At 46.4% G+C, this 23055-nt stretch carries 19 protein-coding genes and 1 pseudogene; 13 read left to right on the plus strand and 7 right to left on the minus strand.

All coding sequences use genetic code 11. The features are described 5' to 3' along the window. Positions 1-71 precede the first annotated feature (71 nt). Entirely contained in the window at positions 72-2345 is a 2274-nt protein-coding gene (gene tamL, locus JCM15124_RS02570) for a translocation and assembly module lipoprotein TamL (RefSeq protein WP_024998169.1), read from the minus strand. Positions 2346-2429: 84 nt separating this feature from the next. On the opposite strand from tamL, the gene JCM15124_RS02575 reads away from it, so the two are divergent. Together JCM15124_RS02575 and JCM15124_RS02580 are read left to right on the plus strand one after the other, a co-directional pair. Next, positions 2430-3167: an RNA methyltransferase gene (locus JCM15124_RS02575; RefSeq protein WP_024998170.1), complete on the plus strand. Its 738-nt coding sequence runs from the start codon at positions 2430-2432 to the stop codon at positions 3165-3167. A gap of 51 nt (positions 3168-3218) precedes the next feature. Then, positions 3219-3803 (plus strand): hypothetical protein, encoded by a 585-nt coding sequence (locus JCM15124_RS02580; protein ID WP_024998171.1) that lies wholly within the window; start codon positions 3219-3221, stop codon positions 3801-3803. Positions 3804-4496: 693 nt separating this feature from the next. Here JCM15124_RS02580 and JCM15124_RS02585 read toward each other — a convergent pair. Next, complete coding sequence (locus JCM15124_RS02585; protein WP_024998172.1) at positions 4497-6644, minus strand: M3 family metallopeptidase; 2148 nt, start codon at positions 6642-6644, stop codon at positions 4497-4499. A gap of 144 nt (positions 6645-6788) precedes the next feature. Then, positions 6789-7283: a pyridoxamine 5'-phosphate oxidase family protein gene (locus tag JCM15124_RS02590; RefSeq protein WP_024998173.1), complete on the minus strand. Its 495-nt coding sequence runs from the start codon at positions 7281-7283 to the stop codon at positions 6789-6791. Between the two features lie 681 nt (positions 7284-7964). Between JCM15124_RS02590 and JCM15124_RS02595 the strand changes: the two genes are divergently transcribed. The 7 genes from JCM15124_RS02595 (at position 7965) to JCM15124_RS02630 (ending at position 13854) form a co-directional block, all read left to right on the plus strand. Continuing rightward, complete coding sequence (locus tag JCM15124_RS02595; RefSeq protein WP_024998174.1) at positions 7965-9431, plus strand: alkaline phosphatase family protein; 1467 nt, start codon at positions 7965-7967, stop codon at positions 9429-9431. Between the two features lie 14 nt (positions 9432-9445). Then, positions 9446-10060, plus strand: coding sequence for a deoxynucleoside kinase (locus JCM15124_RS02600; RefSeq protein WP_024998175.1), 615 nt, complete (start codon positions 9446-9448; stop codon positions 10058-10060). A 39-nt stretch (positions 10061-10099) separates the two neighbouring features. Continuing rightward, the gene (locus JCM15124_RS02605; RefSeq protein WP_024998176.1) at positions 10100-10720 is read left to right on the plus strand and encodes a deoxynucleoside kinase; all 621 of its coding nucleotides are present in this window, start codon (positions 10100-10102) and stop codon (positions 10718-10720) included. Positions 10721-10811: 91 nt separating this feature from the next. Further along, positions 10812-11753, plus strand: coding sequence for a thioredoxin-disulfide reductase (trxB, locus tag JCM15124_RS02610; RefSeq protein WP_024998177.1), 942 nt, complete (start codon positions 10812-10814; stop codon positions 11751-11753). Positions 11754-12286: 533 nt separating this feature from the next. After that, complete coding sequence (locus JCM15124_RS02620) at positions 12287-12961, plus strand: tetratricopeptide repeat protein (protein WP_024998178.1); 675 nt, start codon at positions 12287-12289, stop codon at positions 12959-12961. A 13-nt stretch (positions 12962-12974) separates the two neighbouring features. Next, on the plus strand, positions 12975-13451 hold the full coding sequence (gene ribH / locus JCM15124_RS02625) for a 6,7-dimethyl-8-ribityllumazine synthase (RefSeq protein WP_024998179.1): 477 nt from the start codon (positions 12975-12977) through the stop codon (positions 13449-13451). 22 nt (positions 13452-13473) lie between these two features. Beyond that, positions 13474-13854 (plus strand): hypothetical protein, encoded by a 381-nt coding sequence (locus JCM15124_RS02630; RefSeq protein ID WP_024998180.1) that lies wholly within the window; start codon positions 13474-13476, stop codon positions 13852-13854. 499 nt (positions 13855-14353) lie between these two features. Here the strand turns inward: JCM15124_RS02630 and lplA are convergent. Beyond that, positions 14354-16176, minus strand: a pseudogene (gene lplA, locus JCM15124_RS14840) (bifunctional lipoate--protein ligase/lipoyl synthase). A gap of 335 nt (positions 16177-16511) precedes the next feature. On the opposite strand from lplA, the gene JCM15124_RS02645 reads away from it, so the two are divergent. Then, a complete protein-coding gene (locus JCM15124_RS02645) occupies positions 16512-18272 on the plus strand; it encodes a 1-deoxy-D-xylulose-5-phosphate synthase (RefSeq protein WP_024998181.1) in 1761 nt (586 codons plus the stop codon). Here JCM15124_RS02645 and JCM15124_RS15710 read toward each other — a convergent pair. Next, positions 18225-18470, minus strand: coding sequence for a hypothetical protein (locus JCM15124_RS15710; RefSeq protein ID WP_156930617.1), 246 nt, complete (start codon positions 18468-18470; stop codon positions 18225-18227). The genes JCM15124_RS02645 and JCM15124_RS15710 overlap by 48 nt on opposite strands. A 36-nt stretch (positions 18471-18506) precedes the next feature. On the opposite strand from JCM15124_RS15710, the gene JCM15124_RS02650 reads away from it, so the two are divergent. Then, positions 18507-19580 (plus strand): FMN-binding protein, encoded by a 1074-nt coding sequence (locus tag JCM15124_RS02650; RefSeq protein WP_024998182.1) that lies wholly within the window; start codon positions 18507-18509, stop codon positions 19578-19580. A gap of 500 nt (positions 19581-20080) precedes the next feature. Here the strand turns inward: JCM15124_RS02650 and panB are convergent, their stop codons facing one another. Both panB and JCM15124_RS02660 read right to left on the minus strand, forming a co-directional pair. Then, positions 20081-20899 (minus strand): 3-methyl-2-oxobutanoate hydroxymethyltransferase, encoded by an 819-nt coding sequence (gene panB / locus JCM15124_RS02655; RefSeq protein ID WP_024998183.1) that lies wholly within the window; start codon positions 20897-20899, stop codon positions 20081-20083. 18 nt (positions 20900-20917) lie between these two features. Further along, entirely contained in the window at positions 20918-21541 is a 624-nt protein-coding gene (locus tag JCM15124_RS02660) for an HAD family hydrolase (RefSeq protein WP_024998184.1), read from the minus strand. A gap of 64 nt (positions 21542-21605) precedes the next feature. Here JCM15124_RS02660 and JCM15124_RS02665 point away from each other — a divergent pair, with 64 nt between their 5' ends. Both JCM15124_RS02665 and rsmG read left to right on the plus strand, forming a co-directional pair. Then, positions 21606-22373 (plus strand): RsiV family protein, encoded by a 768-nt coding sequence (locus JCM15124_RS02665; RefSeq protein WP_024998185.1) that lies wholly within the window; start codon positions 21606-21608, stop codon positions 22371-22373. A gap of 13 nt (positions 22374-22386) precedes the next feature. Further along, positions 22387-23013 (plus strand): 16S rRNA (guanine(527)-N(7))-methyltransferase RsmG, encoded by a 627-nt coding sequence (rsmG, locus tag JCM15124_RS02670; protein WP_024998186.1) that lies wholly within the window; start codon positions 22387-22389, stop codon positions 23011-23013. Positions 23014-23055 lie beyond the last annotated feature (42 nt).

Here is a 23055-nt window from a genome sequence, read left to right on the forward strand (position 1 = left end):
TTGTGGCTTCGACTTTCTTTGACAATGTTGTTTTTTAGTTTCGTTAAACTCTCAAGTGTGCTTTGGCGTTTTCAGAAAGGCAATCCGACGGCAAAATGGAAGGTGAAATCACGACCGAACTTAGGGTGCAAGATGGGATAATGCTCTCTCGACGATGTGTAAGCCGGGTCTATCGCCTTCATACCGGCATCGAAACGCAGTATGAAATAGTCGAAGTTAAGGCGCAACCCCAATCCGTAGGCTGCAGCAATCTGCCGCCAGAACTTATCGAAACGAAATTGTCCGCCGGGCTGTTCGGCATATTCGCGCAGTGTCCAGATGTTGCCTGCATCGATGAAAGCCGCTCCGTCGAACTTCCAAAACAAACGCGTGCGATACTCGGCATTCAGGTTCAGCTTCAAATCACCGGTCTGATTGATGAAGTCGATGCGCCCATCGGTTCCGCGAAAGCTGCCCGGTCCCAATTCCCTGACGCTCCAACCGCGCACCGAATTGGGTCCTCCTGCAATGTAACGCTTCTCGAAAGGCAGCACTTTGCTGTTGCCGTAGGGATAGGCAATGCCGAAATCGGCGTGCAGCGCAAGCGAGTTGCGGGGGTCGAAACGCAATACACGGGTGAAAGCGAAGTCGAATTTAAGATACTGCGCATAGGCAATGTTGAATATTTTCGACTGTCCCTGTTCGTTTTTCTTAAAGTTCGACACGTTATCGGCAAGCGAAAGGAGGTTTCCTGCCGATTCTATCTTCGCCCTGATGGCTACATCGTCGTTGCGATTATAGCTTAAACTGAAACCTGCGCGCATTATGAAAAGGTCTTCATAGTTGTATCGCAGTATGGCGTTTCGGTTATTTACGTTGTCGAGATAGTCTTTCTTGAAGCGTTCGCTAATCCACGGCATATAGACGTAGCTTAGGTCGGGTACTTCCAACTCGTAGCGTATGTGGCGGCGGGCGTTGCTCCAATTGTATTTCCACGCTGCCGAGAAGACACGGCGGTGAAACTCCGGGCGGTCTTGCAAGTCCCAACTGACCGACAATTCGGACATTGCGTTGCTGCGACGGCGAAACTCTCGTGTAGAGAAAGGTGAAAGAAAGCGTGGGAATTGTAGGCGAGCCTGCACTCCATACTCCTCGTAATTGTGGTTATTGTAGCCTTCCAGTCCCTTTATGGCTTCGAAGGCGGCACGCAATTCTATACTGAACAACTCGCTTCCGTGGAAGAAATTGCGGTTCTGATAGGTGAGAACAGCAGCCGCACCAAGGTCGCCTGCGGTGTTAGTGCCCTCGGGTTGGAACGAAATGGTGTTGGGCTTGTTGCTCGACAGTTTAATATTCGCCTCCAAATATCGCTTCTCCGACTGCTGGTAGCCCAGCGTTTTGCCCACAATAATAGAGTCGATGCGCTGCATTTCCTTAAATTCGATGTCGGTATAGCGTATTGCTCCCAAGCGAGCCAAGTTGTTGTAGGTATTCTGAAGATTGGTTGCCGAGAAGTATTTACCGGGCTCTATAAGCGTGTTATCGACGATAATCTCACGTCGGACATGCAATCCTGTCGAGTCGCCGGGCAGAATATTTACCCTCCCGATAATGTATCGAGGGTGCAAAGTAGGCTCTGACGCAGACGATGGTTGATATTTCGTAAGGTGGAGCGTAATGTCTATCGCCCGCGAACCGCGCACCGTGTCGGCAGTATAGTATATATAGTCTTTGTTGAAACGGTAATAGCCTTGGTCGTTCAGTATTTTCGTGATGCGTTTGCGCTCGTTATCGAGTGCCGGAACAGTGAATTGGCGTGGGTGGGCGGCATCGAAGCCTTGCAGAAGATTGGGTTTTAGAATGTCGGCAATTATCGAATCCTGAATGTCGTAGCTGAAACGGTCTATCATAAACGGCTCTCCGGGAATGAGTGTATATATGGCTTTCAGCTTTTTGCCCCTCACTTTCGTGTTGAAAACTACACGTGCGTTCATGTAACCCATATTGTTCATCGCCACACGAAGGTCTTCGCACGACAGACGAGCCTGCAACGTATCGTAGTAAACGGGCTTTTCGCCAATGCGTTGCAGCGTTCGGTTAATCCATTTTGTGGTGTCTCGCCCTGCCAAAGAATAAGTTCCGAGCGGTATTTTAAAGAACGAGAACCACCGTGAATTTTCTTTCTGCCGGACATACTGTGCCAGCTGCGACGCATTAAAGTCGGCAGCATCGGAGCGCAGCTCCACTTTGTCGAGCAAATAACTACCGTCTGCCACAAACTTATCGGTCGAACACGACGATAAAAGCAACGCTAAAATGGCAAAAAACAGTAGAAAATATGTATGGAAACCTTTTATCCTAAACATTAATACCACTAATTTGGCGGCAAAGATACTAAAAAGTTGGCAGTAAAAGAGCGCAGACAGATAGTTTTTTTGTATTTTTGTAGGGTGATTTCAAAGAATAAAATAAAACTCGTTCGGGCACTCGAAACGAAGAAAGGGAGAGCGAAACAGGGTCTCTTCGTGGCTGAAGGACCTAAGGTGGTGGGCGATTTGCTTGCTGCCGGGTTCGAATTGGTGGAGCTTTTCGAGGAGGAAGAAGACATTAAAAAGGTGTCGTTCCTGCAACACCCACAAGGAAAGCTGGGCATATTCAAACTGCCCGAGCAGACGAAAACGGAGAGTGGCGAGTGCGAAACGACAGTCGGTGGAGGACAGAAAGTGCTCCTTGGCGAGCACGAACTGGCACTTGCGCTCGATGGCGTACAAGACCCCGGCAACCTCGGAACGATTATCCGTGTGGCTGACTGGTTTGGAATTAAGCGCATTTTCTGCTCGACAGACACGGCAGACTGCTGGAATCCGAAGGTGGTGCAAGCCACGATGGGCAGCATTGCAAGGGTAAAGATGTATTACTTGAAACTAAACGAGTTAATCGACTCGTTGCCAACAGACTACCCTGTCTACGGAACACTGCTCGATGGTGAGGATATTTACGAAGAGAAACTCTCTGCAAACGGGCTCATCGTGATGGGAAACGAGGGCAACGGAATATCGGCAGACATACGACAACGGGTAAACAGAAAGTTGCTGATACCGAATTTCTCGGTCGGAACAACACATGCCGAATCGCTGAACGTTGCCATTGCGACAGCCGTAGTATGCTCGGAGTTCAAGCGAAGATAGCAGAAAAGAGTGTAACAACCGAAGTATAAGGGTTTTAAAACAATATAAGAAATGGACGATTTGATAAAAGAACGCAGCATAAAAAGCTGCATTGCCTTGGGTTATAAAGATTGGCAACAACATTTGGGCGAAACTTTCAGTCGCACACGTTGGCGCATTCTTCTTAGTGCGGTTATGTTTACAGCATTTCTCATTTCTGCTTTAATGGGTACTCCTAAATGGCTTTGCATCTTGCTTTTAGCTTTTTCGTTGAACAGTGTAGCCGTAAAGGTGCGCAGCTTAATGGGCGAAATGGAAACAGCACTAAAAGGAAAGAAGCTGATTAAGAAAAATATAGGCTACTACGTCTATTTCTTTTGTCTGTCGTCGATAGTAGAATTGTGCACCATGCTTGTGGTGGGCGCACCGCTGTTGCTGCTCCTTTATATGTATTGGCTTGACTGTAAAACGGTGAAAATGGGCGATTTCTCTACCCTTTCCACCACTTTTTGGGTGCTGACAGGGCTTACAGCCTTTGCCACTACCATTGCCGTAAGGTTCATAAACACGTGGGAAGACTACGCCGAACTTTATATTTTCGGCACAATAATAGCCCGAAACCGTGCGAAAAGGCAAGGCAGAACCAAGCGCATTTAACGGTCAGACAAGGTATTGAGGTGGAGATGAGAAACGTAATGAACAAGTGCGGATTATACATATAGCTTTGAAATCCTAAACAGAAACCGCTTCTTGTCAGCCACTCCGCCCTTAGATTAGCCTTGAAAAGTTTTATTTCCGCGCTTGAACAACTCTGCTGCAACCTTATTCTTATTTGCAGAACAAGATTGCAGCCTTCTTTTTATCATTGCTCACCTATCGTTCGGCACAGCCAATATTTATTGCCGAAAACTTGTTTTATGCATGGAAATAAAGCCTTAAAAACGTAAATATTTTTCGCAAGAGATTGTCTCGCATAACTCACTCGCTATCAACGCTTTGCAAAACCTATTGTTTTGCATTGTAAAACCGTAGGTTTTGCACGGTAAAAGCGTAGGTTTTACAACGCAAAACCTACGGTTTCGCAACGTCAAAGCGATTATATCACTTTTTAACAGAATTATATTTACAAAATAAAGGATGTTGTATGTGCTTTCGATAATTGAATTGCAGGGGTGTGATTTATCACGTTCCGCTGTTCAAACTACCCTTTCGTGGGTGCTGAGTATGATGGGGAGGTTGGTGTCGGGCGTGCGATAAATGGGCTATAACCGGTGTGCAGGTTATAAAAAAGAACCGCCATTGCAAGCAAATGCAATGGCGGAAAATTAACAATCAATTATTATAAGGAGATTACAAACCCCTTGCTTTCAATAGTCCTGAAGCGTCAGGAGCTTTCAAACCTGTGAAGTCGGAGAATATTTCCAATAAGTCTTTCGTGTTGCCACGGCTAAGAATCTTGTTGCGGAAATCGGTTCCAACCTTGCGTGTCAATGCTCCGTTCTTTGCGAAATAGTCGGCAATGTTCACTGCGAGCACTTCCGACCACAGATAACTGTAATATCCTGCTGCGTAGCCACCGCCCCAAACATGGTTGAAATAAGAGGTTGAGTAGCGTGGAGGTATTTGGTTGTTCAGCAAACCGACCTCCTTCAGTGCTGTTGTTTCAAAGTCTTTTGCTGCTTCGGCAGTAGGAATGGTGTTTGAATTGAGCATGTGCCAAGCCATGTCCACGCAGGTTGCAGCAAGGTTTTCGCCCATTGCGTAGGCTGCTTGGAAGTTGATAGACGACAGCATCTTATCGCGCAGCTTGGCAGGCATTGGCTTATTGGTTTTATAATGCTTTGCGTAGTTGTTGAAAACTTCGGGTATGCCGGCAAAGCTTTCGTTGAATTGCGACGGCATTTCCACGAAATCGCGCGCTACGGCTGTACCACTCAACGTGTTGTAGTAGCAGTTTGAGAGCATTCCGTGCAGTGCATGACCAAACTCGTGGAACATTGTTGTAACTTCGTCCCACGTTACAAGCGTCGGCTGACCTTCGGGTGCTTTGGCATAATTGCACACATTATATATAATAGGTATTTGCTGTCGCAAGCCGCTTTGCTTTGCAAATGCGCTCATCCATGCACCTCCACGCTTTGAAGGGCGGCGGAAATAGTCGCAATAGAAGAGGGCGAGCTGCTTTCCGTTGTTGTCTATCACGTCGAAGACCTTCATGTCGGGGTGATAGGTGGGCAGGTCTTTACGCTCTTTGAAGGTTAAGCCATACACCTTGTTGGCTGCATAGAAGATGCCGTTGATGAGTACAGAGTCGATGTTGAAGTAAGGTTTCACCTCGTCGTCAGAGAAGTTGAACTGCTCTTTCTTCATTTTAGCAGAGTAGTAGAAGCGGTCGTAAGGCTGCAAGTTGAAGTTTGCGCCCTGTGTTTTGCGTGCATACTTCTCGATAGCTTTCGTTTCTGCCTCTGCCTTGGGTTGGTATTCCTTGATAAGTTGCTTCAAGAAGGCATATACATTGTCGGGGTTCTTTGCCATAACATTGGCTAAACCGTAAGACGCAAAGTTATTATAGCCCATCAGTTCCGCCTTTTCGGCACGCAGCTTTGCAATTTCCACAATCAGCGGGAAGGCGTTGAACTCGCCTGTGCCGTCGATGCGGTGGATAGAAGCATTGTAAACACGTTCGCGAAGTTGGCGGTTGTCGAGAGTGGCAAGTATGGGTTGCTGTGTGGTATTGGTGATGACGATGCAGTAAGGAGCCTTTCCACCACGGCTTTCGGCGTCTTTCTTGCACTGTGCGATGGCACTTTCGCTAAGTCCGGCAAGTTCTTTCACGTCGTCCACCCATACGGTTGATGCCGCAGAAGCCTTTGGCAGCATATTGCCGAAGTCTTGTTGCAACTGCGCAAGACGGTTGTTTATCTCCTCCATACGTTCCATTTTGTCCTCCGGCAGCAATGCCCCGGAACGCACAAAGTTCTTGTATATTTCCTCGAGCAGTACCTTGTCTTCGCCCTTCAGGCTGTTTCGCTCGTGGTCGTACACGTATTTCACACGCTCAAAGAAGTCCTGATTGAAGTTGATTTCGTTTTCAAAGTTCGAGAACATCGGTGATACTGTTTTTTCAACAGCCTCTAATTCGGGTGTCTTGTCAGCTTGTAAAATGGCGTAGAAGATGTTTTTAACCCTGTCGAGCAGTTCTCCACTCTTTTCAAATGCCAAGATTGTGTTCTGGAATGTAGGCTTTTGCTTGTTCGCTACAATCTGTTTTATCTCTGCACGCTGTTCCTCTATACCTGCTTGAATGGCAGGAAGATAGTGTTCGCTCTTTATTTTACTGAAGTCGGGCGCACCAAACGGCAACGGACTTTTCTGCATTAATGGGTTCGTGTACATAGATTGTCCCCTCTTAATCTTTTGTCCTGAAGCCGGCGTTGCTACGAGTGCGGCGCAAGCAAGTCCTGCAACGAGGAAAGTTTTCTTTAAGTTGTTCTTCATAAATTTATATTTTTTCTTTTCTATTAGTATGCTTGTTGTTTTGTAATGTCGATGCTTTGACGGCAGCAAAAATAAGCAATATCTTCGGAACAGCAGCTGTTTTCCGATTTTTTAATACTTTATCAGCCTATCTCATATAAGGATTTATCGTGCTGATTGCGGCACTTTCTTCTGCTTTCCGCTGAACTCCGTAAAGTCGATGCGTATGATTTCGACACGGTGGAAGCTCTTTTGGGCATACTTGTCGCCTATGTCCTTGAAATCGGCAGATAGCTTGTCGATGAGCAGATGCAGGGCTTTCATCTTCTCGTCGTCGCTAAGTTGGATATGCGCCGTACCGAAAAAGAGGGCACTTTCATATTCGGTGGTAAACTTGCTTGGCAGCAAATTCACTTCACCGACGATGCAGAGCGACACCTTATTATTATCTTTCAGTGCTTCCAACTTACGTCCTGCAGGTGCGCAATGTATATAAACGCTGTTTTTACCGTCCCAGACGTAGTTCACAGGAATGCCATAGCCCCCTCCGTCAGATACCATTGAGAGCACGCCGTACTCTCCGTTTTCCAGCAGTTTCAATGCCTTTTCCTCGTCCATAAGGCGGTCTTGTCGGCGCACGGTTTCGTTTACATATTTCATTTGTGTAATTTTTATTTTTCGGCAAATATAAAATAAAAGTTTGGTATTACCAAGATTACACATTATAAAATAAGATGAGTGCAGCATAAGAAAGCAGTTTAAACAGGCAATATGGCAGATGTTTTTAAGCAAGCCGGTTAATGAAACAGTGAGGTATTTTCTGTTTCATCTTGTAAAGATAATTCCGTTAAAAAGTGATATAATCGCTTTGACGTTGCGAAACCGTAGGTTTTACAACGCAAAACCTACGGTTTTACCGTGCAAAACAGCCGCTTTTGGAACGCAAAACAATAGGTTTTGTAATGCGCTGATGGGCAGATAGTTATGCGATAGATACGTTTGCGAAAAATGTTTACGTTTTTATCGATTTTTTTTCGCTCACGAATGACGTGAGTTCGGTGTAAGAATTTAAGGAAAAAGATGCTGCACCGCTTTTCTGATTATAAGCACATTAAATCATAACCGGTTATTTCTTGAAGTATTTTATGAATAATATGCCGGCACAATTCTTATTATCGAACTCACCTTAAAATAATGAAAATGCAGGGCAACGGAAAATACTTGCAGGTTTGTTACCCTTGTTTCATAATTAAATTGTATCTTTGCAAGAGTAAAATAACTACAGTTTGCCCTTACAATGGTAGAGCAAAAGTTCAATTAAAACTGTTCAAATAGCTGAAAATGAAGAAACTATCAGTCGTTGCGCTAACGCTGTTTATGGCGATAACAGTGCAAGCTCAGGTGGCAAGACCTAAACTTATCGTTGGTCTTGTGGTAGACCAGATGCGTTGGGATTACCTCTATTTCTATCAAAACGAATACGGAAAAGGTGGTTTGCGCCGCCTTCTTGACGAGGGATTTTCCTTTGAAAACACACAAATAAACTATGCTCCTACGGTTACAGCCATAGGACACTCGTCTGTTTACACAGGTTCGGTGCCTGCCATTCACGGTATTTGTGGCAACAACTTCTGGCAAAACGACGAATATGTGTACTGTTGCACCGACACAACCGTGCGCAGCGTAGGTTCAAACAGCAAGGAAGGGCAGATGAGTCCGCACCGCTTGCTCACCACAACCATTGGCGACCAACTGAAACTGGCTACCGATTTCCGCTCAAAAGTAATAGGCGTGTCTCTGAAAGACCGCGCTGCCATTCTGCCTGCGGGGCACTCTGCCGACGCAGCATATTGGTGGGACACCTCTGCAGGGCACTTCGTTACCTCCACTTATTATATGGACAAGTTGCCGGAATGGGTGGAAAAGTTCAATAAAGCCAACCGTACAGCACCGAATTACAACATTAAGACATCGAACGAAGGTGTAACAATGACCTTCAAGATGGCTATTGCTGCGTTGGAGAACGAGCGTTTGGGACAGGGCAACGAAACGGATATGCTCGCTGTCAGCATTTCTTCTACCGATGCTATCGGGCACAAATACGGCACAAGAGGCAAGGAAAACCACGATGTGTATATGCAGTTGGACAAGGATTTAACCCTGTTCCTCAATGCCTTGGACGCGAAAGTAGGACGCGGAAACTATCTGCTTTTCCTCACAGCCGACCACGGAGCAGCCCACAACTATAACTTCTTGAAGAAGCATCGCATACCCGGTGGAGCTTTCGAATACAAGAAAGCAGTGGAAGACCTTAACAATCACTTGCAAAAGAAGTTTGGTATAAAACCCGTTATGGGCGAAGACAACTACCAATTCGCATTCAACGACAAGATGATAGCGCAAGCCGGAAAGGATAAGGAAGACGTTATAGAAGAGGCTGTTGAGTTCTTGAAGAAAGACCCGCAATACATTTTCGTGTTCGATGAAGAACGTATTGCCACCGAAACGATGCCCGATTTTATTAAGACACGTATGATGAACGGCTACATGCGCCACCGTTCGGGCGAGATAGGAGTAGTTACTCGTGCGCAATACTTCGGTGCAAAGAACTCTCCCGACTACATCGGCACACAGCACGGACAGCCTTATCCCTACGACAGCCATATACCTTGGGTGATGTTCGGCTGGCATGTGAACCACGGAGAAACCACCCAAGAAGTTACAATAAACGATATTGCAGCCACCGTTTGTGCAATGCTGAAAATACAAATGCCTAACGGTTGCATCGGCAAGGCTGTGTTACGATAAAACTAAAACAACCCATGCACATAGCAATAGCAGGAAACATTGGCAGCGGAAAGACGACACTGACCTCCATGCTTGCAAAGCGTTACGGCTGGCAGCCACGCTACGAGTCGGTGGAATATAATCCGTACCTTGACGATTACTACAAAAACATAAAGCGTTGGTCGTTCGCCATGGAGGTGTTCTTCCTGAAAGAACGCTTCAAAGACTTGTTGGAAATCAGTCAGTCGGACGCCGACGTCATTCAAGACCGCAGCATTTACGAGGGAGTCTACGTGTTCACGGCGAACAACTACGCCATGGGCAACCTTGACGACCGCGACTACGAAACCTATATGGAGCTTTTTGAGGATATGACCGACGCAGTTCGCTATCCCGACCTCATGCTCTATCTGCGGGCATCTGTAAGCCATTTGGTGGAGAACATAGAGAAACGAGGTCGCGATTACGAGCAGCGCATGCCGTTAGACTACCTCGAAAACATCAACAAACGCTACGACGAGTTTATACAAACGCAATACAAAGGACGTGTGCTGACCATCGATGTCGATGAACTCGACTATCAGCACAATCCCAAAGACTTCGGTTTCATTACCGATAAGATAGATCGCGAACTCTTTGGGCTATTTTAATTTTGATTTAAACTTACACACACATCAGAACAAAATACTATGCACATAGCAATTGCAGGAAACATTGGAGCAGGCAAAACTACACTGACAACCATGCTTGCCAAAAGATACGGCTGGAAAGCGCAATTCGAACCCGTAGACAACAACCCTTATCTCGCCGATTATTATGAGGACATGAACCGCTGGGCGTTCAATCTTCAGATATATTTCTTGAACAAACGCTTTCGCGACGTGGTGGAAATATCGCGTTCAAGCGACACCGTTATCCAAGACCGCACCATCTTTGAAGACGCACGCATATTTGCTCCCAACCTCCACGATATGGGTTTGATGAGCGACCGCGACTTCGACAACTACACACACCTGTTCGACCTTATGTTGAGTTTGGTGAAACTGCCCGACCTTCTTATATATATAAGGAGCAGCGTGCCGCATCTTATCGACCACATTCAGCAACGTGGGCGCGACTACGAGCAGACAATGCGCATCGATTACCTGAAAGGACTGAACGAACGCTACGAGAATTGGATTAAAAACTACGAGGGCGAACTCATGATAGTGGACGGCGACAGCACCGATTTTGCCGGAAATCCGCAAGATTTCAAGCGCATCGAGGACATGATAGATGCCCGCTTGTTCGGTCTTTTCCCACCGAAATAGGCACACGCCCTACCCTTTCAGAAACAATGCTTTACGGTATTGACAAATAGGAACAACTAAAAAATGGCATAAAATTTGTAAAATAGAAACTATGGAAAAAGTAAAAACATTAATCATAGGTAGCGGTCCCGCAGGCTACACTGCAGCTATCTACGCAAGCCGCTCAAACTTGAAGCCTGTGTTATATGCAGGTTTGCAACCCGGTGGACAACTTACAACAACCACCATCATAGAGAACTTCCCCGGTTTTAAGGACGGCATCGACGCCAATCAGCTGATGCTGGAGATGAAATCGCAAGCCATAAATGTCGGTGCCGACGTGCGCGACGGCTCAATCGTCAAGGCTGACCTCAGTAAACGCCCATTCATCGTCGAAGACGAGCGTGGAAACGTAATCGAAGCCAATACGCTTATCATCGCAACAGGTGCGAGTGCAAAATATCTTGGCTTGGCAGACGAAGAGAAATATCGCGGACAAGGTGTCAGCGCATGTGCCACTTGCGACGGTTTCTTCTATCGCAAACGCACCGTAGCCGTAGTAGGCGGTGGCGACACAGCCTGCGAAGAAGCCATGTATCTTTCAAGTTTGGCAAAGAAGGTCTACATGATAGTGCGCAAACCCTACCTCCGCGCAGCCGAAATAATGCGCAAGCGAGTAGAGGAAAAAGAAAATATTGAAATCCTTTACAATACCAATACGCTCGGACTTTATGGCGAAAACGGCGTAGAAGGCGCACATTTGGTACGCTTCATGGGCGAAGAAAACGAAGAGAAATACGACATTCAGATTGACGGTTTCTTCCTCGCCATCGGGCATCTCCCCAACACCGGTCTCTTTAAAGGTCAGTTGGAACTCGACCCACAAGGCTTCATCGTTACCAAAGGCACGTCTACTGCCACAAGCGTAGAAGGCGTTTATGCCGCCGGCGACGTTGCCGACCCAACCTACCGTCAGGGCGTTGTGGCAGCAGGTAGCGGTGCAAAGGCAGCCATAGAGGCTGAACGCTTCTTGCAAGACAAGGGCGAAAAGTAAACCGTCGTTATGGGCAGGCTGTCCCATAATTGCAGAATGGTTTTGTTAAAATACTTCTAACGAAAACTATAATTTCGATTTAGCATTGCGAAAGCGGCTGTTTTGCATTCCAAAACAGCCGCTTTTACCATGCAAAACCTACACTTCTGCAACGCCAAACAATAGATTTTGCAAAGCATTGATAACGAACAGGTTGCACAATAACTGCGCTTGCGAAACATCTTTACAGCTTTATCTCCATCTTTTCGTCCCTAAAGCAAGTTATTTCATTAATTCTCTACTGTCTGATTTTAAACACTTATCCAATACCAAATAAAATCTCATTGCCAAACCAACCTATTCAATAAGAAATACAGAAGTTTATACTTACAAGGTGAACACATTGAGCGACCTTTTTTATATCTATGTTAAAAAAAAGCACAATATATTTCAATATATGCGAGAAATTCAGTAATTTTGCCACGTTATATAAACTTGCCGCAAACAGCAGCATAGCAGAACAAAAGCGAAAATAATAAAAAAGATAAACAAAAATGGTAAACAAAAAAGCAGAGGGTACTTACGAAGAAACCCTCAACAAATCGGAAGCCTTCTTCGTGAAGCACGGAAAGACCGCAATCATTGCTATCGTAGCAGTACTTGTAGTAGTTGCAGCTTTCTTCCTTTACAGAACCTACATCTCTGAACCTCGCGAAGCAGAAGCAAGCACAGAGTTGGCAAAAGCACAAAAGCTGTTCCAAACACAGCAGTTCGACCAAGCTCTCAAGGGTTTCCAAAAAGTTCAAAGCGATTACAGCAGCACCGATGCGGGCAACCTCGCTAACCTTTATGTTGGTCTTTGCTATGCACACCAAGAAAAACCGGACTGGACAAAGGCATTGGAAAACGTTCAGAAGTTCTCTACTTCAAACGACCAAATCATCAGTCCTGCGTCGCAAATGGCTCTTGGCGACATCTATGCCAACAACAACCAAAACGACAAGGCGGTGGAAAGTTTTAAAAAGGCTGCCGATATGGCAAATGCAAAAGGCTTCGAGGGCGTAAACCTCAGCATTGCACCATTGGCATTGAGAAAAGCAGGTATCATTCTTGAAAGCCAAGGCAAGAAGGCTGACGCACTGAAGATTTATCAGGAGATTAAGTCTAAGTATGTTAATTCTCCTATGAACCAAGACATCGATAAATATATCGAGCGCGCAAGCAACTAATCTGATATAAGAAATGTCCACAGCATTACACAATTTATCAGATTACGACCTCACTTCCGTACCCGATGCCAGCAACATGTGCTTCGGCATCGTGGTATCTGAATGGAATCCGGAGATAACCGGCGCACTCCTCGACGGTGCAGTGAAGACGCTTGAGAAGCACGGAGCTATTCCCGAAAACATTCACGTGAAAACCGTGCCGGGCAGTTTTGAACTCGTTTACGGTGCGCATCAAATGACGCTCAACGGCGGATACGATGCCATTATCGTGCTCGGAAGTGTCATTCGTGGCGAAACTCCCCACTTCGACTATATCTGTCAAGGCGTAACTTATGGTATTTCGCGTCTCAATGCAAGCTGCGAAATACCTGTAATATACGGACTTCTTACCACCAACGACCTGCAACAGGCAAAGGACAGAAGTGGCGGTAAGCACGGAAACAAAGGTGACGAATGCGCAATAGTAGCCATAAAGATGGCTAAATTCTAAAGTAAAAGTCAGCAACGACACAATGAAACTAAAAGAATACTTCCAAGCATACGAATTTGAAGAAATCTTTCCGCACATCGGACTGATGTATCCGAAGGCACGCCACCAACGCAATGCCTTCCGGCATGCTTACGATTTGCTGTTGGAAATCAAACCTGTGGCATCGAAAAAGTATATTCACTACCAACTTATGGAAGACCCCGATACGGACGAAATGTTCTTCGGTGCTGACGACAGCAACTTCAACGGTCCTTGGGAGGTGCTACTGGGGAAAGATGTACGCATCGACCCGAAAGTCGATTTATCGAAAGAAGAGATTGTAGCCAACTGCTTATTGAACACCATTCTTATAGGGCGGCCGCCCAAGCAGTTCGAGTCTGACTACAACTTTATACGCCGATAAGCAAACGAAACAAAAGAATAGTATATGTAAAAAAGGCATTCCAACACCCATCGGAATGCCTTTTTTCGTTGCCCTGATTTCTGTTCTGCACCAAAACACTAAGGCTTGCGCACCGTGCAGTATAAGCGAAAAACAGACAATAAAAGTGTAAATATTTATCATAAGAGTATCTGTTGTGTAACTCGTTCGGTATCAACGCATTGCAAAACCTATTGTTTGGCGTTGCGAAAGCGTAGGTTTTGTACGGTAAAAGCGGCGGTTTTGGAAAGCAAAACCGCCACTTTTCGCAACGCCAAATCGAAATTATGGCTTTTCGTTAGAAGTATCTTTACAAAAGCAAAGTGTTTTTTAAGCTCTGTGTTAGGGTTTCTAGGGAGTTCTAGTTTTCCTAGAGAGTTCTAGTTTCCCTAGAGCTTTTAGATGCTCTTGCTTTTTCTTCGATGCCGGAAACGTGGATAAGCCACGCCCCTATACATACAAAAAACGGCTTTCTTTCCGCTTACACCGTTTCTGCCGCATGGTACGAACTGCGCACCAACGGACCACTCACCACGTGCTTAAAGCCTTTTTCCAATCCTATTTTCTTGTATTCTGCAAACTGCTGTGGGGTGATGTAGGCAGCTACGGCAGGTGTTTCGATGTCGGTTGAAGGTATTGCCCAAGTGTCAGACGCTTGCAACCCGTGGCGAGAATATCGTCCATCGTTTCCAAAATCTCCTCGTGCGTTTCGCCCAAACCCAACATAAAGCCTGTTTTTGCCTGCACACCGTTGCGCGCAATCTCTGCCAACACCTCTAAACTGCGGTCGTATTGTGCCACACTACGCACCGAAGGAGTAAGCCGGCGAACAGTCTCCATGTTGTGCCCACACACGTGCGGCTTTGTTGCCAACACCTTTTGTATCAGCTCTTTCTTGCCCATGAAGTCGGGAATAAGCAGTTCTATCTTTGTGTCGGGGTTCAGTTGTTGCACGGCTTCCACGGTTTTCACCCAGTGGTCGGCACCATAGTCGGGCAGGTCGTCGCGGTCTACCGATGTTATCACGGCATAACGCAAGTTCAAAGCCTTTATCGACTCTGCCACGTGCTGCGGTTCGTTCGGGTTCAAAGCGTTGGGGCGACCGCTCAATGTGTTGCAGAACCGACACTTGCGGGTGCATATTTCGCCCCCTATCATGAGCGTTGCGGTGCGTGCCGCCCAACATTCGGTGCGGTTGGGACACAGTCCGCTGGTGCAGATAGTGTTCATGTGGTGGCGTGCGAGAATGCCCGCCGTTTCTCCGGACGACTTTTTTGATGTAAGGTTTATCTTCAACCAGTCGGGCTTCATCACATGGGGCGGACGCCCAAAGAGCAGGCGCAAGAACTGTTCCGTTGTGAAATTGCGAATTACGTTGCCCATTTCCACGTCTTCTATTGCCGCTGATACGGCTTCGCGAGTGAAGTCCACACCGTGCAAAAGGTCGAGCAACTCACGGTCAAGGTCGCCCGAAAGGAAGTAATCACCCATCAAATTGATGTTCGCTATCTTCCGGTTCTTCAACTCTATGTGCGCCTGAATGGTGCCCACATCGGCAAAACGCTTCTTGCGAACCTCGCTGTATTTAGGGTTTTTGCCGTATGTAAAGTCGTCAGAAGCCAGTTCCTTTTCCAACTCTTCAATATGTTTCATGTCGTCGGCAGTAAGTTCCAGCACCTCGTCGCCGCACATATACTTGCGCACATAGTCCATAAACGCCTCGATGCTGAGGTCGGTGTGGTTGCCCACATTGCCTACACGCTGGCGCACCGAAGCCACCCCTTTGCTCTGCAACTTCTCTTTTGAGGGTGTCAGTGCTTGCGAAAGATGTTCCAATTGTGTGCTGAACAAAAGCGAATTGTGCAACACGCTGCGCCCTTTCAGGCGGTAGAAGGCACTGCCTGCCACTTTTTTCCCCTCCACGAGAATATCGTTTCTGCCCGATAGTTCGGTGTTTATGCCCAGACTTTTTATCATGTCGGCAATGCCTTGCATGTATTCCAAAAAGGCGCGGTTCACGTTCTCGGCAAACGAAATATAAGAAAACTGCATACACCCCTTATCGGCATAGATGCAGCCTCCCCCACTCTTGCGGCGGAAAATGTGTATGCCGTTGCGCTTGCAGTAGTCTGTGTTTACCTCGTTTTCGATAAGCTGGTTGCGTCCGAGCATCACCGTAGGTTCTACGCGCCACGCCATAAAGTAGTCGTCGTCGGTGTAAGTGCGTGCCACGTATTCCTCCACTGCAAAGTAGAAAGGCAATTGTTTGCTTGTTTCTCGTTCAGGAATGATGATATATTTCATTGTTTAGACCTGTATTTTTAATATTTGGCGGCGGGCTTTCCCCACCTTATTATATATATGTACCCACTCGATTATATATCTGTATCCACTCTCTTAGCGGCGAAAGCCGATGCCCTGCACCATAATCGAGGGCTTGCAAATTTACGAAAAAATATTGGTTCGGGCGAGAAAGGCTGTATTTTTATTGCCAACGAGGGCGTTCCTCCCTATTAAAAAACTAAAAAAGTTTCAATAAAAGAAATATTTTTGCTACCTTTGTTGAACGGTTTGTAGTTGGCACCGAGCAAAGGTTACAACCACAAACACAATAAAAGATGAATTTAAACAGGACAACAATGATTATTGAAAAGATTAATTCGCCTGCCGACATGAAAGAACTCACGTTGGAAGAACTTACTGCATTGGCAACAGAAGTGCGCAAAGGCGTGTTGAACCGTGTAATGCTGCACGGCGGACATGTAGGTCCAAACCTTGGTTTCACGGAAGCAACAGTGGCTTTGCATTACGTTTTCGATGCGCCAACCGACAAGATTGTTTACGATGTATCGCATCAGAGCTATCCCCACAAGATACTAACAGGGCGCAAAGACGGTTTCTTCGATAAGAGCAAAATGGACGCAATTTCGGGTTATTCATCGCCATTGGAGAGTCCTGAATACGATAACTTCGAGATTGGACATACCTCTACATCGGTTGCTTTGGCAGCCGGGCTCGTGAAAGGGCGCGATATTCTGGGCGGAACAGAGAACGTTATTGCCGTCATTGGCGACGGTTCGCTGTCTGGCGGCGAGGCTTTTGAAGGGTTGGATATATTGGGAGAACTCGGCACAAATGCCATTGTCGTGGTAAACGACAACGAAATGAGCATTGCCGAAAACCACGGCGGTCTTTACAAACACCTGCGCGAACTACGCGAAAGTAACGGAAAAAGCCCACAAAACTATTTTCGTGCGCTCGGGCTTGACTACATCTACCTTGACGAAGGCAACAATGTGGCAAGGCTTGTCGAAACTTTCCAACGTGTAAAAGGCATCGACCACCCCATCGTGGTGCACATTCACACCGAAAAGGGGCATGGTTTCCAGCCGGCAATCGACGACAAAGAACGTTGGCATTGGAACTTTCCGTTCAACGAAGACGGCTCGCCACGCAATCCGCACCAACGAGGCGAATACATGCCGGCAATGCTCGGACAATGGCTGCGCGAAGAAATGAAGTCCAATCCTAAGTTGGTTTGTCTCTCTGCGGGTGTGCCCGTCATTCTCGGTTTCGATGCCGAGACACGCAAAAAGGTGGGTGCGCAGCACTTTGATGTAGGCATTGCGGAAGAAGCAGCCGTAGCAATGGCATCGGCAATGGCTAAACGTGGCGCACACGCGGTATTCACTACCCACGCCACCTTTATGCAACGCACCTACGACCAGCTTTGTCAGGACTTGGCTGTAAACGGCAATCCTGCCGTCATCAATGTTACGGGAGCTTCTGTTTTCGGCATGAACGACTTCACGCACATCTGCTTTTTCGATATTCCGATGCTTTCGCACATTCCCAATTTGGTTTATCTTGCTCCTACCAACTACGAAGAAATGATTGCCATGGAGCGTTGGGCAATCTATCAAAACCGCCATTCGGTAGCCATTCGTGTGCCGGAATACGGTGCATACCACGCAACAGAGCCTGTTGATACCGACTATTCGGAACTCAACAAGTACAAGGTGATGCACCAAGGCAATACTGTTGCCATTATCGCAGCGGGCGATTTCTATGCCAAAGGCGAGAATGTGGCAAAGGCATTGCAGGCTGAAGGCATCGACGCAACGCTGATAAACCCACGCTATTTATCGGGAATTGACGAGGAACTGCTCGATTCGCTCACGCCCAACCATCAACTTGTGGTAACGATTGAGGACGGTTCGCTCGACGGAGGCTTTGGCGAACGCGTAGCACGCTTCTACGGTCCGTCGGCAATGCGTACGCTTTGTTTCGGTGTAAAGAAGCAACTCTACGACCGTTACGACGTGAACGAGTTGCTGCGAGAGAACCGTTTGTTAGACGAACAGATAGTGGAAGACATTAAAAACATCATCGCACAATAGTATTATAAGTAGGTGTTCATAATTAATTGACATTGTATTTATGGCTATTTTCCGGTCAGTCTGCCGTCTTGAAGAAGGAGTGTAGCGGGCTACACGACTGATGAAAGGCGACAGAATGACGGAAAAGAGACGTGAAGACGATGGCAAAGTGAAAGCATAAAAGATAAAAGCAATATAGATACGTTTAATTTTGAACACCTACTTAACACACAAGAACATTATAGAACATCGACAATGAAGAAACTACAACAGGTTTTAATGCTTGCCACATGTATGCTCATACTTATGGTGGCAGCTATTCAGCGTGATGGAAAAGTATGGGGACATAGCCTGAAAACGATGTTTTCCGATAGCGTGCAAACTGCAAAAACAGAAACAATGCGCACGCTCGACGACGGTACGAAGGTGATAAACACCACCTTACTGGGCAAAGACATTGTGGGATATGGCGGTGCTGTGCCATTGGATATATATATAAAAGATGGCAAAATCGTTCAGGTAAAAGCCTTGAAGAACAGCGAAACCCCCGAATTTTTCGAGGAAGTGAAGCCGTTGCTTACAAAATGGAACGGCAAAACCATCGAACAGGCGCAGGCACTGAAGGTAGACGGCATAAGCGGTGCAACCTTTTCGTCGCGTGGTGTCATAGGTAACATGCATCGCGGATTGGCTTATGCAGCGCAAAAAGCCGTAGAACCCACCATCTGGGAGAAGATGAACCTCGATGCAAAGGCTGTTGCAGGACTCTTGGTGGTGCTCTTGGCTGCCATCGTTCCGTTGTTTTATCGCAACAAACACTATCGCACAGTGCAGCTTTTACTCAATGTGGTAGTGTTGGGATTCCTTTGTGGCACCTTTCTTTCGTGGTCGTTGTTTGTCAATTTCATGTCGAGCGGCATCAATTTCTGGGCTTCGCTCGTACCGATTATTATGCTCATAACGGCTTTTGTCTATCCGCTTTTCGGCAAAAAGAACTACTATTGCACAAATATCTGTCCGTGTGGAGCTTTCCAAGACTTAGCGGCAAAAACGAAAAACCGCAAGTGGCGCATGAGTGCAAATACGGTGAAGCGTCTTAATGCCTTCCGAAAAGTCTTGTTTGCAGTACTGTTGGTGCTGACGCTTACCGGGATTTGGCTTGAATGGATAGACTACGAAGTATTCTCGGCATTTATTTTCCAAACCGCCTCCGTGTTCGTTTTGGTGCTCGGCGGTGTGGTGGCAGCCCTCTCGTTCTTTGTGCCGCGCCCCTATTGTCGCTTTGTTTGTCCGACGGGCACACTGTTCAAGATAGCCGAACGTCGATGAACGACAGCTGGCACAAGCATGCCACGACGATAGATGGCACTGCCCAAGATAGCCGAAGGTCGATGAACGACAGTAGAAAATAAATAGAAAACAAACCATAAAGGTAGGGCGAAACATCGTTTCGCCCTACCTTTTGTTTTATGTCTACTGCTCCTTTGCACCCTTTAATAGATGTGGAAAGAAGGGTATAAAAGTGTAAATATTTTTCACAAGAATAACTATTGTGTAACTATCTCGCTATCAACGCATTGCAAAACCTATTGTTTCGCATTCCAAAACCGTAGGTTTTGCACGGTAAAAGCGTAGGTTTTGCGTTGTAAAACCTACGGTTTCGCAACGCCAAACCGATTATATCACTTTTTAACAGAATTATCTTTACAAAATAACAGTGATTTTCTATGCTTCAGCTAATACTTGCAAACAGTATAAACAGCCATAAGGTCTATTCATCATAGGAGTCCCTATGATTTCTAAAAAAATCTATAATCACCTGCTTTTCCTTAATACGATTCCCCCTCGTTAGGGAACGTCTGCTCCTTCACACACCTCATATAGTCGGCAATTCCGTCGGTCATACACTTCCTTACATCAGCAAAAACGCGCAGAAACTTGGGTTTAAACCCGGCTGTCATGCCCATTGCATCGGCATAAACCAGCACTTGTCCGTCGGTTCCGTTGCCTGCTCCGATGCCTATGGTGGGGGCTTTTATCTGTTTCGACACTTCGGCTGCCAACGTGCGAGGCACTTTCTCCAATACCAAGGCGCACACTCCCGCTTCGTCTAATAACTTTGCGTCAATCAACAGTTTATCCGCTTCTGATTCGTCCTTTGCTCTAACACCGTAACCGCCAAACTTATGCACGCTTTGGGGGGTCAGTCCGAGATGTCCCACCACCGGAATGCCGGCGGCAAGAATGCCCTTTACGGTGTCGATAATCTCGATGCCACCTTCCAACTTTACAGCGTCGGCACCACTTTCTTTCATTATGCGAATGGCATTGCGCACACCTTCGTCGCGATTTACCTGATAACTGCCAAACGGCATATCGCATACTACAAAGGCATGGCTGCACGCTTTTGCCACCGATTTGGCATGGTAAATCATCTCGTCCACAGTGATGGGCAAAGTGTTGTCGTTTCCGCACATTACGTTCGATGCCGAATCGCCAATCAAAATGCTGTCGATACCGGCTTCATCGAAAATCTTTGCCGTCGTGTAATCGTAGGCTGTAATCTGCGCAATCTTCTCTCCGGCAGCCTTCATCTCAAGCAGTGTGTTTGCCGTTATCTTCTTTTTGTCTGTCGATAAATAACCCATTATGGTTTCTATGTTTTGTTATCGCTCTGTCAGCTCGTAGCCAACAAAGTTTGGTATTACCTCTTTTGTAAACTCCTTGATACTTTCTTCCAAGTTCGTAGTTGATAGTCCGACCACTCGTGCCTTAGCAGCAAGCCCCGAACGCAATCCGTTAAAGCTATCCTCGAATACGATACAGTCGGTTGGCTGTACACCCAATGCTCGTGCAGCAGTAAGGTATCCATCGGGCGAAGGCTTGCTTTCGTGGAAGTCTTCCGCTGTAAAAACAGCATCGAAAAGTTGCTTGAACGATGCGTGCCGACGGTAAACGTTTTCCATCTTCGCTTTATTGGAACTCGTTACTATTGCGGTTTTTACACCGTTTTGCTTCAACCGTTTCACGAAGTCGGTAAAACCGTCTACATACGTGTACGGCATTTGGCGTTCATATTCGTCCAATCGGCGTGTTATCTCTGCCTGCCGGTCGGGCTGTTCCGCAAAGTAGCGGTCGTAAATCTGTGTGAGCGTCTGCCCTTTTATCTTTAGTTCCAAACCTTGTTCTGCCGGGTAGAACTCTTTAAAAATACCGCCCCAAAACGCGGTATAAAGCGGTTCGGTATTGAATACCACTCCGTCTAAATCGAAAAGACACGCTTTTATCATTTCTTTATTTGTTTTAATCGTTGTGCAAAGTTACGAAAGTTTTTTGTAACTTTGTCCCATTAATATGGCAAAGAAGAGTTTTATATGCCTTTCGGCACTTGCTTTCGTTTGTTTTGTCGTCGTTACAAGCTGCACAAACAAGAAAGGTAAGCCACGGTTGGCGGTGCCTGTGGATAAGGTAACAATAGATACAACCGTCAGTTTCAGCAAAGATGCGGCATGCAAGATACACATTAGCTATGCCTTTCTGAAAGGTAATGAGTATGCCGCAACGAACGATTCGTTGTTGCGTATGGGCACTTTGCAGCCCAATTACTTTGCTGCAAGCTACGAACGGCTGACGCCCCAACGTGTCATTCCGGAATTAGCACGCCGTTACGGCAAGGAGTATATAGAGCTGGCACGCTGGTTAAAAGACCGTGAACATGAGGCGAGCCGGCTCGACTGGGCACTGAACATAGACACGCGAATACTTCCCAGCAAGGGCGACAACGTGGTTTACATCTCGGATATTACGATAAAAACGGGCGAAACTGCCACAAGCTATTCGCTATGCTTCAATATCGACCCCAAAACAGGCAAGCGTTTGACGCTGAAAGATGCCTTTGGCGACGATTATAACGAAACGCTGACGAAGAAAATCATCGCACAGATGGCGAAAAACCACGATTGGGACGACGACGATGCGGCACAAGCGCAAAGCAAAGGCTACTTTGTGGGCATCGAGCCTTATCCTTCTGCCAACTTCATACTTCACGAAGACTCCGTAACCTTTGTGTATTCGGCAGGCGAAATCAATCCAAAAGAAGTGCGTGTAACAATAGATAACTAATTAATAAACAGACATGATAGACGTTATAACTAAATATTTCCCTGAGATAACAGCACGACAACGGGAGCAATTCGCAGCTTTGTACGACTTGTATGTAGATTGGAATGCGAAGATAAATGTTGTTTCGCGTAAGGATATTACCAATTTGTACGAACATCACGTGCTCCATTCGCTTGCCATTGCAAAGTTTATACATTTCAAAACCGACACTAACGTGCTCGATTTCGGCACCGGCGGCGGCTTTCCGGGCATTCCTTTGGCGATAATGTTCCCCAATGCGAACTTCAAAATGATTGACGGCACGGGCAAAAAGATTAAGGTGGCAACGGAAGTGGCGAATGCTATCGGCTTGGAAAACGTGCTTCTGCAACACAAACGCGGCGAGGAAGAAAAAGGAAAGTTTGACTTTATCGTGTCGAGAGCAGTGATGCCGTTGCCCGATTTGATGAAAATCGTGCGCAAGAACATCGCAAAAGACAGCCACAACGCATTCGAAAACGGTGTCATCGTACTGAAAGGAGGTAGCCTTGACGAAGAATTGCAACCCTTTAGAAAGGTTGCCATCGTGGAAAACCTATCGCAATGGTTCACGGAAGCGTGGTTTGAGGAAAAGAATTTAATATATGTTCCTCGTATTTAACACATTAACAGGTATTCATTAAAGTAAATAAGAGGACTTAAT

It is taken from the genome of Prevotella falsenii DSM 22864 = JCM 15124, assembly GCF_000613945.1.
Lineage (GTDB): Bacteria > Bacteroidota > Bacteroidia > Bacteroidales > Bacteroidaceae > Prevotella > Prevotella falsenii.